The 14,399-nt window shown below is 61.2% G+C and carries 13 protein-coding genes; 11 read left to right on the top strand and 2 right to left on the bottom strand.

The features are described 5' to 3' along the window. Positions 1–416: 416 nt before the first annotated feature. Together PMM47T1_RS07510 and PMM47T1_RS07505 are read right to left on the bottom strand one after the other, a co-directional pair. Entirely contained in the window at positions 417–1,637 is a 1,221-nt protein-coding gene (locus PMM47T1_RS07510) for a CaiB/BaiF CoA transferase family protein (RefSeq protein ID WP_008367296.1), read from the bottom strand. A 17-nt stretch (positions 1,638–1,654) separates the two neighbouring features. Further along, on the bottom strand, positions 1,655–2,836 hold the full coding sequence (locus PMM47T1_RS07505; RefSeq protein ID WP_008367295.1) for an acyl-CoA dehydrogenase: 1,182 nt from the start codon (positions 2,834–2,836) through the stop codon (positions 1,655–1,657). Between the two features lie 156 nt (positions 2,837–2,992). Between PMM47T1_RS07505 and PMM47T1_RS07500 the strand changes: the two genes are divergently transcribed. The 11 genes from PMM47T1_RS07500 to PMM47T1_RS07450 all read left to right on the top strand — a co-directional run bounded on the left by PMM47T1_RS07500 (position 2,993) and on the right by PMM47T1_RS07450 (position 14,384). After that, positions 2,993–3,907: a LysR substrate-binding domain-containing protein gene (locus PMM47T1_RS07500; protein WP_008367294.1), complete on the top strand. Its 915-nt coding sequence runs from the start codon at positions 2,993–2,995 to the stop codon at positions 3,905–3,907. Between the two features lie 416 nt (positions 3,908–4,323). Continuing rightward, positions 4,324–5,445, top strand: a complete 1,122-nt coding sequence (locus tag PMM47T1_RS07495) for a Re/Si-specific NAD(P)(+) transhydrogenase subunit alpha (RefSeq protein WP_008367293.1) — start codon at positions 4,324–4,326, stop codon at positions 5,443–5,445. 11 nt (positions 5,446–5,456) lie between these two features. After that, positions 5,457–5,780, top strand: coding sequence for an NAD(P) transhydrogenase subunit alpha (locus PMM47T1_RS07490; RefSeq protein ID WP_008367291.1), 324 nt, complete (start codon positions 5,457–5,459; stop codon positions 5,778–5,780). A 1-nt stretch (position 5,781) separates the two neighbouring features. Continuing rightward, positions 5,782–7,218 (top strand): NAD(P)(+) transhydrogenase (Re/Si-specific) subunit beta, encoded by a 1,437-nt coding sequence (locus PMM47T1_RS07485; RefSeq protein ID WP_008367289.1) that lies wholly within the window; start codon positions 5,782–5,784, stop codon positions 7,216–7,218. 204 nt (positions 7,219–7,422) lie between these two features. Further along, positions 7,423–8,916: an acetyl-CoA hydrolase/transferase family protein gene (locus tag PMM47T1_RS07480; RefSeq protein ID WP_008367288.1), complete on the top strand. Its 1,494-nt coding sequence runs from the start codon at positions 7,423–7,425 to the stop codon at positions 8,914–8,916. Between the two features lie 322 nt (positions 8,917–9,238). Next, positions 9,239–9,454 carry a DUF1127 domain-containing protein gene (locus tag PMM47T1_RS07475; RefSeq protein WP_008367286.1) on the top strand — a complete coding sequence of 72 codons (216 nt, stop codon included), beginning with the start codon at positions 9,239–9,241 and terminating at the stop codon, positions 9,452–9,454. A 371-nt stretch (positions 9,455–9,825) separates the two neighbouring features. Beyond that, entirely contained in the window at positions 9,826–10,143 is a 318-nt protein-coding gene (locus tag PMM47T1_RS07470) for a DUF2388 domain-containing protein (RefSeq protein ID WP_008367284.1), read from the top strand. Between the two features lie 32 nt (positions 10,144–10,175). Further along, complete coding sequence (locus PMM47T1_RS07465; protein ID WP_008367282.1) at positions 10,176–10,487, top strand: DUF2388 domain-containing protein; 312 nt, start codon at positions 10,176–10,178, stop codon at positions 10,485–10,487. 27 nt (positions 10,488–10,514) lie between these two features. After that, positions 10,515–10,835 (top strand): DUF2388 domain-containing protein, encoded by a 321-nt coding sequence (locus PMM47T1_RS07460; protein WP_008367281.1) that lies wholly within the window; start codon positions 10,515–10,517, stop codon positions 10,833–10,835. Continuing rightward, positions 10,832–12,793 (top strand): Lnb N-terminal periplasmic domain-containing protein, encoded by a 1,962-nt coding sequence (locus tag PMM47T1_RS07455; protein WP_008367279.1) that lies wholly within the window; start codon positions 10,832–10,834, stop codon positions 12,791–12,793. The genes PMM47T1_RS07460 and PMM47T1_RS07455 overlap by 4 nt, the downstream gene beginning before the upstream one ends. Before the next feature lie 277 nt (positions 12,794–13,070). Beyond that, positions 13,071–14,384, top strand: a complete 1,314-nt coding sequence (locus PMM47T1_RS07450) for a CitMHS family transporter (protein WP_008367277.1) — start codon at positions 13,071–13,073, stop codon at positions 14,382–14,384. The last annotated feature ends 15 nt before the right edge of the window (positions 14,385–14,399 follow it).

Here is a 14,399-nt window from a genome sequence, read left to right as displayed (position 1 = left end):
CGTTAAGATCGAAACCTTCCAGAACTGCTTACTTCGGTTAACTCTTTGAAACTCAAGGAGTTTTCCGTTTCGGTTGCGCCGGAAGTGGGGCGAATTATAGATAGATTTGAGGGGGCGTCAAGCTTTGATTTCAACAAATTGCCATAAAGATCAAAAGCATCCCAAAGGGGACCCTATAAAGGCCACCAGGTGCATGCCTGGCGATCTTCAAACCTCACAACAGCGAGCGCCGCCCGCGCGGCGCTTCGCGGCCAGAGGCCGCTCCCACGTTGGTTGCAACGTGCCCCACTGGGGATGGGTCTCGATTTCAAGGGCGCTAGAGAAACAACGCCTGGCACTTGGCGCCCTTAATGCAATCTCAAGACATGCACCTTGCGGCCATCCCCCAATCCCCCACCTATATATAGAAGCCCCCCTCAAACCACCCCATCCCCCCGCAACTTGGCAAACCACTCGCCATCCACGCCCAGCAACGAAGCCAACACCTCTTGCGTATGCTCCCCCAACAACGGCGGAGCACGCCTGTACTCCACTGGCGTCTCCGACAGCCGAATAGGCGAGGCCACCTGCGGAACAATGCCTGCCAAGGCATGGGGCAATTCCACAGCCAACCCACGAGCCTTTACCTGCGGATCGGCAAACACCTGCGCCAGGTCATTGATGGGGCCGCACGGCACGCCAACTGCCTCCAGTTGCGTAACCCACTCGGTGGTGGTCTTGAATACCGTGGCCTGGCGAATAAGCGGAATAAGCTCGGCACGGTTGGCCACCCGCAGCTTGTTGGTCAGGAAGCGCGGATCATCCGCCCACTGTGGCTGCCCAGCCACCTCGGTAAACCTGCGGAACTGACTGTCATTGCCCACGGTAAGGATGAAATCCCCATCGGCGGTAGGGAAGTCCTGGTACGGCACTATATTAGGGTGCGCGTTGCCCAGGCGTTTTGGCGCTACCCCAGTGGTGAGGTAGTTCATGGCCTGGTTAGCCAGGCAGGCCACCTGGACATCCAGTAACGCCATGTCGATATGTTGCCCGCCGCCGTTCTGGTCACGGTAGGCGAGGGCGGCGAGTATCGCCACGGTGGAATAGAGGCCGGTGAGGATGTCGGTCAAGGCAACGCCCACCTTGACCGGACCAGCGCCTTCGGCGGCCTCTGGCCGACCGGTGAGGCTCATCAGCCCGCCCAGCCCCTGGATCATGAAGTCATAACCCGCGCGCTTGGCGTAGGGGCCGGTCTGGCCGAAACCGGTGATCGAGCAATAGATAAGGTGCGGGTTGATGGCCTTCAAGGAAACGTAGTCCAGCCCATATGCAGCCAGCCCACCCACTTTGAAGTTCTCGATGACGATATCGGACTTGGCCGCCAGTTCGCGCACCAGGCGCTGGCCCTCGGGCTGGGTGAAGTCGATGGTCACTGATTGCTTGTTGCGGTTGGCCGACAGGTAGTAGGCCGCCTCGCTGGTGTTCTCGCCTTCTATATCCCTGAGGAAGGGCGGGCCCCAGGCCCGCGTGTCGTCGCCATTGCCCGGGCGCTCGACCTTGATGACCTCGGCACCCAGGTCGGCAAGGATCTGCCCGGCCCACGGGCCGGCCAGTACTCGCGATAAATCCAGCACCCGCAGATGTGACAGCGCACCCATGGTCCGGCTCCCTTCTATTAATAGAACGCCTGGATGCCGGTTTGCGCACGCCCAAGGATCAGCGCGTGCACGTCGTGGGTGCCCTCGTAGGTGTTGACCACCTCAAGGTTGACCAGGTGGCGCGCCACGCCGAATTCATCGCAGATGCCATTGCCGCCCAGCATGTCGCGCGCCATGCGTGCGATGTCCAGCGACTTGCCGCACGAGTTGCGCTTCATGATGGAAGTGATTTCTACCGCAGCAGTACCTTCGTCCTTCATGCGCCCCAGGCGCAGGCAGCCTTGCAGTGCCAAGGTGATCTCGGTCTGCATGTCGGCGAGTTTCTTCTGGATCAGTTGGTTGGCGGCCAGCGGACGGCCGAACTGCTGACGGTCCAGGGTGTACTGGCGAGCGGTGTGCCAGCAGAACTCGGCCGCACCCAAGGCGCCCCAGGAGATGCCATAGCGGGCCGAGTTGAGGCAGGTGAACGGCCCCTTGAGGCCACGCACGTCCGGGAAGATGTTCTCTTCGGGAACGAACACGTTGTCCATGACGATCTCACCCGTGATGGACGCGCGCAGGCCGACCTTGCCATGGATGGCCGGCGCGCTCAGGCCCTGCCAGCCTTTTTCCAGGACAAAGCCGCGAATGTCGCCAGCATCGTCCTTGGCCCACACCACGAACACGTCGGCGATGGGGCTGTTGGTGATCCACATCTTGCTGCCGGTCAGGCGGTAGCCACCCTCCACCGAACGAGCACGGGTGATCATGGCACCCGGGTCGGAGCCGTGATTGGGTTCGGTCAGGCCGAAACAGCCAATCCATTCGCCGCTGGCCAGCTTGGGCAGGTATTTCTGTTTCTGAGCTTGGGTACCGAACTCATTGATCGGCACCATCACCAGCGAGCTTTGCACGCTCATCATCGAGCGGTAGCCGGAGTCCACACGCTCCACTTCACGGGCAATCAGGCCGTAGCACACATAATTGAGGCCACTGCCGCCGTACTGCTCGGGAATGGTTGCACCCAACAGGCCGACTTCGCCCATCTCACGAAAGATTGCCGGGTCAGTCTTTTCATGGCGAAAAGCTTCGAGCACACGTGGCGCCAGTTTGTCCTGGGCGAACTGCTCGGCGCTGGTGCGCACCATGCGTTCTTCTTCGGTGAGCTGCTGGTCGAGCAGCAGCGGATCGATCCAGTTGAAGCTGGCCTTGGCGCCCATGGTGTTTCCTCATGTTCTTGTGGATAGGGATTACCTTGATCCTAGGCGCGACCGGGGCAAGGGACAAACGAGGATTTTGCATGCCGTTGTGCTAATTTCTCACTCCGAGGGGCGAAAAAAGCCCAATAAGCGCCTCCATGAGTGAGGTTGCCGTACATGCGCCGCAAGATACCCAGCACTACCGCCCTGATCTGCTTCGAAGCCGCCGCCCGCCACGAGAGTTTCACCAAGGCAGCACAGGAGCTTTCCCTGACCCAGGGCGCCGTTTGCCGACAGATAGGCGGGCTGGAGGAGTTCCTCAACGTGGAACTGTTCCAGCGCTCGCGGCGCGGCGTGAAACTGACCGAAGCCGGCTTGTCCTACAGCCGTCGGGTGGCTGCGCAACTGGATGCAGTAGAGCGCGACACCTTGTCGGTCATGGGCCAGCAGGGTGCCAATGTGATCGAACTGGCCGTGGTGCCGACCTTCGGCACCCAATGGCTGTTGCCGCGCCTGAAAGCCTTCCAGCAGCAACATCCCGAAGTCACGGTCAACCTCACCAACCGCACCCGGCCGTTCTTGTTTGCCGACACGGCTTTCGACGCCGCCATCTACTTTGGCGACGCCGACTGGTCCGGTACCCAGTCCCATCGGCTGATGGGGGAGAACCCGGTGCCAGTGTGCAGCCCCGCATTGCTGCACCAGTACAGTCAACTGGACGCCGCCACCATCGCCAATCTGCCGTTGCTGCAACAGACCACGCGCCCCTATGCATGGCGGCAGTGGTTCAACAGCCTGGGCATGAATGTGAGCCGCGACATGACAGGCCCGCGCTATGAACTATTCTCCATGCTTTCCCAGGCAGCCATGCATGAGATGGGCATTGCGTTGATTCCGCCGTTCCTGATCCAGCGAGAACTGGAGGAGGGCAGGCTGGTGATTGCCAACGCTCATGCCATGGCCAGCGCCAAGGCTTATTACCTGATGATTCCGGAGCGCAAAGTGGAATCGGCATCACTTAAGGCATTTCGTGACTGGCTAATGGCTGAATCGATTCGCTATGTCACTGATCACGAAGGGAAACTGACCTAGGTAACAATGTAGTGAGCCTTGCAATACGCCTACAGATATAAGTAAATGTCGTATTTGCGCAGACTGTTACGCCATTCTGTAAAATTTGCTGAACACCCCGTTCTACATGGCCTACAGCCAGTTCAGCGGCCTGTCGTGGCCCATTCATCGGGCTAATGTAAAAAAATATTAAAACCCTACAAAAAAGCTGGAAAGCCCGAGCCACCGGGGCTTGAAGGGGTATGTTGCGGCAATCGGTCACAGGGTGACTTGTAGTGATTGTGCCGTCACCCTTCATAACTGGTTGAAGGCCTGCCACAACGCCTGCAAAATGCCGCGCCCCGCTGTTTTCAGGCGGGATCGTGCTGATCGGCCGCCCCAGCTGCGCCATCCGTAGTGCGCTGGTTAACTCAATAAGATCAAGCAGGAGATTTGACGTGCACATTGGTGTTCCTCTCGAAACGCAGACGGGCGAAACACGGGTTGCTGCAACCCCGGAAACCATCAAGAAACTGATCGGCCAAGGCCACAAGGTCACTGTCCAGAGTGGCGCCGGCATCAATGCCAGCGTGACCGACAGCGCCTATGAGGCCGTTGGCGCCACCATTGGCAGCGCAAGCGATGCCTACGGTGCCGAGCTGATTCTGAAGGTGGTTGCCCCCAACGACGCAGAGCTCGCGCAGATCAAGAGCGGTACCGTTCTGGTCGGCATGCTCAACCCGTTCAACAACGAAACCATCGCCAAGATGGCCGAACGCGGCATTACCGCCTTTGCCCTGGAAGCTGCCCCTCGTACTTCCCGTGCACAGAGCCTGGACGTGCTCAGCTCGCAAGCCAACATTGCCGGCTACAAGGCTGTGCTGCTGGCAGCCCATCACTACCCGCGCTTCATGCCTATGCTGATGACTGCCGCTGGTACCGTGAAGGCCGCCCGCGTGCTGATCCTGGGTGCTGGCGTTGCCGGCCTGCAGGCCATCGCCACGGCCAAGCGCCTGGGTGCGGTGATCGAGGCCTCGGACGTGCGTCCGGCGGTGAAGGAGCAGATCGAGTCGTTGGGCGCCAAGTTCATCGATGTGCCGTACGAAACTGACGAAGAGCGCGAGTGCGCCGTAGGTGTTGGCGGTTACGCCCGCCCCATGCCCGCCAGTTGGATGGCGCGCCAGGCCCAGGCCGTTCACGAACGCGCCAAGGCTTCGGACATTGTCATCACTACCGCCCTGATCCCGGGCCGTAAGGCGCCAACGCTGCTCAGCGCCGAAACCGTGGCGCAGATGAAGCCTGGCTCGGTGGTCATCGACCTGGCCGCTGCACAAGGCGGCAACTGCCCGCTGACCGTGGCCGACCAGGTAGTGGTCGAGAATGGCGTGATCATTTGCGGGCCAACCAACCTGGCCGCCATGGTCGGTGCCGATGCCTCGGCACTGTACGCACGCAACCTGCTGGACTTCATGAAGCTGGTGTTCGACAAGGAAGGCCAGTTCACGATCAACCTTGAAGACGACATCGTCGCCGCGTGCCTGATGTGCCGCGACGGCCAAGTCATCCGCAAGAACGGCTGAGGACAATAACAATGGAAGACATGCTGATCTCCCACGGCGTCTATAACCTGATCATCTTCGTACTGGCTATCTATGTCGGTTACCACGTGGTCTGGAACGTTACGCCTGCGCTGCACACCCCGCTGATGGCCGTGACCAACGCCATTTCCGCCATTGTCATCGTCGGCGCCATGCTGGCTGCCGCCCTGACCGTGACCCCGCTGGGCAAGATCATGGGCACCCTGGCCGTGGCCCTGGCTGCGGTGAACGTATTCGGTGGCTTCCTGGTGACGCGCCGCATGCTGGAAATGTTCAAGAAGAAGGCGCCGAAAGCGTCCGCCGAGGTGAAAAAGTAACATGAGCATGAACCTCGTCACTCTTCTGTATCTTGTTGCCTCGATCTGCTTTATCCAGGCGCTCAAGGGCCTGTCGCACCCGACCACGTCGCGTCGCGGCAACCTGTTCGGCATGCTGGGCATGGCCCTGGCCGTGCTGACCACGGTAGGCCTGATTTACAAGCTTGGTTCCGAACTGGCCACCGGCGGCATCGCCTACGTGATCGTCGGCCTGCTGGCCGGCGGCACTGCCGGTTCGATCATGGCCAAGCGCGTGGAAATGACCAAGATGCCTGAGCTGGTCGCCTTCATGCACAGCATGATCGGCCTGGCCGCAGTGTTCATCGCCATTGCCGCAGTGGTCGAGCCTCAGTCGCTGGGTATCGTCCCGGCCCTGGGCGATGCCATTCCTACCGGTAACCGCCTGGAGCTGTTCCTGGGCGCGGCCATCGGTGCCATCACCTTCTCCGGTTCCGTGATTGCCTTTGGCAAGCTGTCGGGCAAATACAAGTTCCGCCTGTTCCAGGGCGCGCCTGTACAGTTTGCCGGCCAGCACAAGCTGAACCTGGTGCTGGGCCTGGCCACCCTGGCCCTGGGCCTGACCTTCATGTTCACCGGCAGCTACGGCGCTTTCGCGCTGATGCTGGCACTGGCGTTCGTGATGGGCGTGCTGATCATCATCCCGATCGGCGGCGCCGACATGCCAGTGGTTGTGTCGATGCTTAACAGCTACTCGGGTTGGGCGGCGGCCGGTATCGGCTTCTCGCTGAACAACTCGATGCTGATCATCGCCGGTTCCCTGGTGGGTTCGTCGGGTGCGATCCTGTCGTACATCATGTGCAAGGCCATGAACCGTTCGTTCTTCAACGTGATTGGCGGCGGCTTCGGCGGCGCTACCGACGTTAGCGGCCCGGCCGGTGCGAAAGAGGCTCGGCCGGTGAAATCCGGTTCAGCTGACGACGCCACCTTCCTGCTGAACAACGCCGACACCGTGATCATCGTTCCCGGCTACGGCCTGGCCGTGGCCCGTGCCCAGCACGCGCTGAAAGAGCTGACCGAGAAGCTGACCCACAACGGCGTGACCGTGAAGTACGCGATTCACCCGGTTGCTGGCCGTATGCCTGGCCACATGAACGTACTGCTGGCCGAGGCCGAAGTGCCGTACGACCAGGTGTTCGAGATGGACGACATCAACTCCGAGTTCGGCCAGGCCGACGTGGTGCTGGTACTGGGCGCGAACGACGTGGTCAACCCGGCCGCCAAGAACGACCCGAAGTCGCCGATCGCCGGCATGCCGATCCTGGAAGCCTTCAAGGCCAAGACCATCATCGTCAACAAGCGCTCGATGGCCAGCGGTTACGCCGGCCTGGACAACGAACTATTCTACCTGGACAAGACCATGATGGTGTTCGGCGACGCGAAGAAAGTCATCGAAGACATGGTCAAGGCTGTCGACTGACAGCTTGATCCACGGCAATACCCAAAACCCCGGCGCTGGTTAGGCTGGGGTTTTTTATTGGCGTGGGAGCTGGCTTGCCAGCGAGTTTTAGGGGGCCTAAAAGCTCGCTGGCAAGCCAGCCCCCGCATACGACCTAAGTCGGGCGCCGAATTTTTTTGAAATCACTAGACTGCGCACAGCATCCGCTACCCGAGATAACACAACATGTACCGTGACCGTATCCGCTTGGACGCCTTGCAAAGCAAGGTGATGAGTGCGGCTGATGCCGCTGCCCTGATCAAGGACGGCATGACCGTCGGCATGAGCGGCTTCACCCGCGCCGGCGAAGCCAAGGCCGTACCCCATGCGCTGGCCGAACGCGCCAAGCAGACGCCGCTGCAGATCACCCTGATGACCGGCGCAAGCCTGGGCAACGACCTGGACAAGCAATTGACCGAGGCCGGTGTTCTGGCCCGGCGCATGCCGTTCCAGGTCGACAGCACCCTGCGCAAGGCCATCAACGATGGCAGGGTAATGTTCATCGACCAGCACCTGTCCGACACTGTCGAGCAGCTGCGCAACCGCCAGATCAAGGCAGTGGACCTGGCCGTGATCGAGTGCGTGGCCATTACCGAGGAAGGCCACCTGGTGCTCAGCACCTCCGTGGGCAACTCGGCCAGCTTCGCCATCCTCGCCAAGGAAGTGATCGTCGAGATCAACCTGTCGCAGCCACTGGAGCTTGAAGGCCTGCACGACGTCTATATCCCCAGCTACCGCCCTACACGCCTGCCCATCCCGGTGCTCAAGTCCGATACTCGCATTGGGAGCGGTGCGGTGAAGATCGACCCCGCCAAGATCGTCGGCATCGTCATCAGCAATCAGCCCGACTCGCCGTCCACCGTGTTGCCGCCCGATGATGACACCCAGGCCATCGCGGACCACCTGGTGGACTTCTTCAAGAGCGAAGTGGCCGAAGGTCGCTTGACCAACAGCCTGATGCCGCTGCAAGCCGGTATCGGCACCATTGCCAACGCAGTGATGTGCGGCCTGGTGGACTCGCCGTTCGAGAACCTGACCATGTACTCCGAAGTACTGCAGGACTCCACCTTCGACCTGTTCGACGCCGGTAAGCTGGACTTCGCCTCGGGCAGCTCCATGACCCTGTCGGCCAAGAAGCACGAAGAAGTGTTCAATGACTTCAACCGTTACAAGTCGCGCCTGGTACTGCGCCCACAGGAAATCTCCAACCACCCCGAGGTGATCCGTCGCCTGGGCATCATCGGTATCAACACCGCGCTTGAGTTCGACCTGTACGGCAACGTCAACTCCACCCACGTGTGTGGCACCCGCATGATGAACGGCATCGGTGGCTCGGGCGACTTCGCCCGCAACGCGCACCTGGCCATCTTCGTCACCAAGTCCATTGCCAAGGGCGGCGCCATCTCCAGCGTCGTGCCCATGGTCAGCCACGTGGACCACACCGAGCATGACGTGGACATCCTCGTCACCGAGATCGGCCTGGCCGACCTGCGCGGCCTGGCGCCACGCGAGCGGGCCCGGGTGATCATCGACAATTGTGTGCACCCAAGCTACCGCGCCGCGCTGAACGAGTACTTCGAAGCAGCCTGCGCCCGTGGCGGCCATACTCCGCACATCCTGCGCGATGCACTGCAATGGCACAGCAACCTGGAAGAAACCGGTCGCATGCTGGCGGTGTAAAACACAACCGCTGGCAGCTGATACGAGTGTTCGGCGTATCAGTTGCCCAGCGGTTCGAAGTTCCAACCTAAATCTGTACTGCTGTACCGGTAAAAACCCCGCCTTATACCCTGTCAAAACACCCAAATTGATCAAAAATGCACCATTCAGGTGCCGACCAATACAGTTAGCCTCATTTTCGGTCGAACAGTGCCCTTAAACAGTTAACTGAACCCTCACAATACAAATGAACTGTGCCTGCAAATGTTGACTGATCAGGAGGATCATTGGCACCAGTAGAAACCAACTAGCCAAGCCCGCCACAAGCGGAAGGATGTCAACCATGGAACGTACAATCAGTTCCGACCTGCTTTTCCAGAACAGCTCCGAAGCCAACAGCACTTCGTTTCCACTGCGCGTTATCAGCAACCTGATGCTGTGGCAGCGCCGCATTGCCAGCCGCCATCAACTGGCCCGTCTGGACGCTCGCCTGCTGGCTGACGCCGGTATCAGCGAAGCCCAACGTTGCGAAGAGCTGAGCAAGCCTTTCTGGCGTTAATGCAACACCCGCTGGCCCCCGTTTTGCCAGCAACCTGAATTTCGAACAGAGCCCGTCATTGGCAACAATGACGGGCTTTGTCGTTTTTGAAGGGGGGCAGCCCTGTGGGCGCCGGCTTGCCAGCGAGCTTTGCGGCTTTAAAAGCTCCTGGCAAGCCAGCCTCCACAAAAATAGGTACAGCTTCTTAGAAACTATATTAGTACGGTACAGTTTGGTATTTATGAAACTTCCTGTTTCTGCTCTCCACCCGAGGAACTAAATGGGCAACAATTGTCTGACATGCGCGTGACCCGCGACGTAACGCGGCCGGTACAACGTGCGTCTGATATAAAATGTTGCGCTTTGACCATAGTCCGCTCAGGAGAATGACCATGTTCCGCTCCCGTCTGCTTGGCGCCTCTTTGCTGTTGGCCCTTTCCTGCGGCGCCCAGGCGTCCAGCTTCATCGTGACCACCGATACCCTGGTGGATGCCACCAAGGCCACCAGTGACGCTACCTCCGATGCCACCGCTTCGCTGCGCGACAAGAAAGTCGTGCTGGAAGCCCGTGATGACGCGGCCAGTTTTGTCGCCAGCCAAGGCGCCGTGCGCGGTGCCCGCCTGGAATGCGCCTTTGCCTACATTCGCCAACAGAACCCGACTCTGCACGCCTCGGATGCCCAACTGGCCCAGGCCATTGTCGCCATCTGACCGAGTCCGTTACCTGGTAGCCTGAACAACCTATGCGTTTTCCGTTCCCCAGCAAGTTTGCCGTTGCCTCGTTGATTGCGTGTGCCTGGTCCTGCCAGGCGCTGGCCTTCGATACCACCACCCAGAGCATTGTCGCCACCGGGTACATCACCAGCCAGGTGACCGCGGCCCCGTTCGACCGCAAGCTCGTGCGCGCCGCCCAGGATGATGCGGCCGCCTATGTCGCCACGGACGGTCAGATTCAAGGCGCCCGCCTGGAATCGGCGCTGAGCTATCTGCGCCAGCATCACGCCGGCGTGCATGCCAGCGACCTTGAACTGGCGCAGGCAATTCTCGTCCAATAATTACTCCCTGTCCCTGGAGACACCCCCATGCGTACCCCGTTGATTGCCGCCACCCTCGGCCTGCTGTTGCTGGCTGATGTGGCCTCGGCGCATACCCTGCAGCAAACCAGCAACATGATCGTCCGCGCCTCCAACCGCACGATCAATTTCACCTCCGACACCACCACCTCGATCCGTGATTCGAAAGTGGTTCGCGACGCCCAGGACGATGCCGCCAGCTATGTAGCCAGCAACGGCAACATCCGTGGCGCACAACTGGAAGCGGCCTTCGTGGCCGTGCGCGCCCAGGTGCCGGAAGCCAAGGACGCCAGCGACCAGGAACTCGCCCAGGCCATCCTGGCTCTGTGAGGTACCTGAGCGCCTGGCTGCTGACCGTTGCCCTGCTGCTGGCCGGTACCGGTGCGCAGGCCGCGTTGCGTCTGCATTTGCAGACCGACGGACTGACAGCGCAACAGCAACACGCCAGCCAGGCGCTGCTGGACGAGGCCATGGGCGACTTGCCGCCCAGCTTCGTCCAGCGACTGGACCGCCAGATCGACGTCGACTGGTCGTCTCACATGCCCGACAACGCCTACGGGCAAGCTTCTGCCGTGTCCAGCCTGGACCTCAACGTCAAGCTGCTGGCCAGCCTGACAGACGGCACCGCAGCCACCACGCAGACGCACCGCCCCCACGGCACCGTGCGTGAAGAACTGCTGGCCACCGTGCTGCATGAACTAACCCATATTTATGATCGCGCCCGGCTCTGGCCCGAGGCCGATCGCATCCTGTTCAACCGCTGCAAGCGCTACAACACCAGCCTGGGCGACGTGGGCCTGCCCGGTGAATGCCGCGGTCAAACCGATCGCCGCTTCACCCTGAGCGACGACCCACGCCTGCTGGACCTGGCCGGCTGGCCGCAGTCGGTGGGCAAGCGCGGCGAGCGCAACGACCCCAACCGCCAGATCGTGCGCAGCCCCGACATCTACGAGGTGACCAACCCGCTGGAATTCGTGGCGGTGAACATGGAGTACTTCCTGCTGGACCCCGAGTACGGTTGCCGTCGCCCGGAACTCTACGAATACCTGAAGAACCACTTCGGCTGGGCTCCGGCCAACCCTGCCAGCTGCCAGACCGCGTTGCCGTTCCTCAACGCCGGCAACGACTTCGGTCGCACGCCCCTGGGCAGCATTGACCCCGAGCGCGTCTACGAGGTGGACTACCTGTTGGCCGAGGCCAACCAGAACTGGGTGAGCCGTTGGGGCCACAGCATGCTGCGCCTGGTGATCTGCGCACCCGGCCGCCCTCGCGGGCCGGACTGCCGCTTGGACCTGGATCGCAGCCTGGTGCTGTCGTACCGCGCCTTCGTCAACGATGTTCAACTATCGACCTGGAGCGGCCTGACCGGCGGCTACCCATCGCGCCTGTTCGTGCTGCCCCTGGGGCAGGTGATCGACGAATACACCAAGACCGAGCTGCGCAGCCTGGCTTCGGTGCCGCTGAAACTGACCCGCAACGAAATCGACTCGCTGGTGCGCCACGCGGCGGAAATGCACTGGAGCTACGACGGCAACTATTACTTCGTGTCCAACAATTGCGCGGTGGAAACCCTCAAGCTGCTGCGCGCCGGTACCCATGACCCGCGCTTCGATGACCTGGACAGCATTGTGCCCAACGGCCTGCTGCAAGTGATGGAAGCGCGCGGCATCGCCGATACCCGCGTGCTCAAGGACCCCCGCGAGGCCCTGCGCCTGGGCTACCGCTTCGATTCCTACCGTGACCGCTACCAGGCCATGTTCGACATCCTGAAAAAGCAGCTGCCGGTGCCGCAGGAAAAGGTTGAAGACTGGATGGCCCTGGAACCCAAGGAACGCGCGCCATGGTTTGCCAAGGCCGACCTGCGCACCAGCGCCGCCCTGTTGCTGCTGGAGCAGGCCAGCCTGCGCCGACAACTGCTGCTGGCCCAGGACGAAGTGAAGCAACGCTACCTCAATGGCCGCGCTGCCAACGACGCCAGCCTGGTCAACGCCAACAAGACCCTGCAGGCCATGCTGGCCAACAGTGGCTTCCTCAGCCGCCCGGCCGAGTTGCTCGACAGTGGCGGCTACGGGCTGCCACAGAAGAACGAGTTCAAGCGCCTGGAATCGGAAAGCGCCGAGCGCCAGAAGCAGCTGCAAACCCTGAGCGTGGACCTGGACAAGGAAGTGCGCGCCTTGCTCGACCCCAAGCGCCAGGCAGAAATCTCGGCCACCGAGGCCAACATCAAGGTGATTGCCGACCACCTGCGTGCGCTGCACAAGGCCGCGGGCGGGCTGATCCTGCCGTAGGAAGGTCTGTGAACCTCGTAGGCTGCCGCCAGGCAGCGAAGGCTCGCACAGCGTGCCCATTTTGCCGCCATACCTCTGAAAACCCGGTAAGAAATTTCCGAAAGGTTGCTGAAAGCTTCGACCGCTAGCATCGCCATCACCACCGGCAAAGACCGGCGCTAACAAAACAACAATGGTGATTTAGATGTCGTGCATGCCTTCCGTTCGCGCTATACCCACGCCCGTACTCCACCGCCACGAAGCCCTGCGCTAAGTCGCGCCTGCCCGGAGTACCGCTATGTTGACCTTCCTTGGCTTTGCCATGGTGATTGCGTTCATGTTCCTGATCATGACCAAGCGCCTGTCGGCGCTGATCGCGCTGATCATCATCCCTATCCTGTTCGCCCTGTTCGGTGGCTTTGCCCCGAAAATCGGCCCAATGATGCTCGACGGCATCACCAAGCTGGCACCCACCGGCGTGATGCTGATGTTTGCCATCCTGTATTTCGCCCTGATGATCGACTCGGGGCTGTTCGACCCCGCCGTGCGCAAGATCCTCAAGCTGGTCAAGGGGGACCCGCTAAAGGTATCGGTAGGTACCGCGGTGCTGGCGCTGGTGGTGTCGCTGGATGGCGATGGCGCCACCACCTACATGATCTGCGTGGCGGCCATGCTGCCGCTGTACAGCCGCCTGGGCATGAGCCCGCGGATCATGGCCGGGCTGATCATCCTGGCCGGCGGGGTGATGAACATGACCCCCTGGGGTGGGCCCACCGCCCGCGCGGCCAGCGCCTTGCACGTGGACCCGTCGGCGATCTTCGTGCCGATGATCCCGGCGATGCTGGCCGGTGTACTGGCGATCCTGGCCATTGCCTATGGCTACGGCAAGAAAGAGCGCGCCCGCCTGGGTGAACTGGACCTGCCAGGCGATGGGCCGGACCACAGTGAGATCAGCGTGTCGCAATACCCCGAGGCCCGCCGGCCGAAGCTGTTGTGGTTCAACGGCGCGCTGACCCTGGCGCTGATGGCGGCGCTGATCGCCGGCCTGCTGCCGCTGCCGGTACTGTTCATGATCGCGTTCAGTATTGCCATGATCGTCAACTATCCTTGCCTGCAAATGCAGAAGGAGCGCATCGCCGCCCATTCGGGCAGTGTCCTGGCGGTGGTTGGGCTGATCTTCGCGGCGGGCATCTTCACCGGCATCCTCAGCGGCACCGGCATGGTGGATGCCATGTCCAAGAGCCTGCTGGCAGTGATTCCGGACGCACTGGGGCCGTACCTGGCGGTGATTACGGCGCTGGTCAGCATGCCGTTCACTTTTTTCATGTCGAACGATGCATTTTATTACGGGGTGTTACCGGTTTTGGCTGAAGCAGCCAGTCATTACGGCATCAGTGCAGTGGACATGGCCAGGGCCTCGATCGTCGGCCAGCCCGTGCATTTGCTGAGCCCGCTGGTACCCTCCACCTACTTGCTGGTGGCCCTGGCAGGCATCGATTTCGGTGACCACCAACGCTTTACCCTCAAGTGGGCAGTGCTGGTGTGCCTGTGCATAATGCTCGCCGCGCTGCTGCTGGGCACTTTCCCATTGTTCGGCAGCCTGGCCGCTTGACGATTCAACTACCGA

The sequence above is a fragment of the Pseudomonas sp. M47T1 genome, from assembly GCF_000263855.1.
Taxonomy (GTDB): domain Bacteria; phylum Pseudomonadota; class Gammaproteobacteria; order Pseudomonadales; family Pseudomonadaceae; genus Aquipseudomonas.
This window is presented reverse-complemented; position numbering and strand designations above follow the sequence as displayed.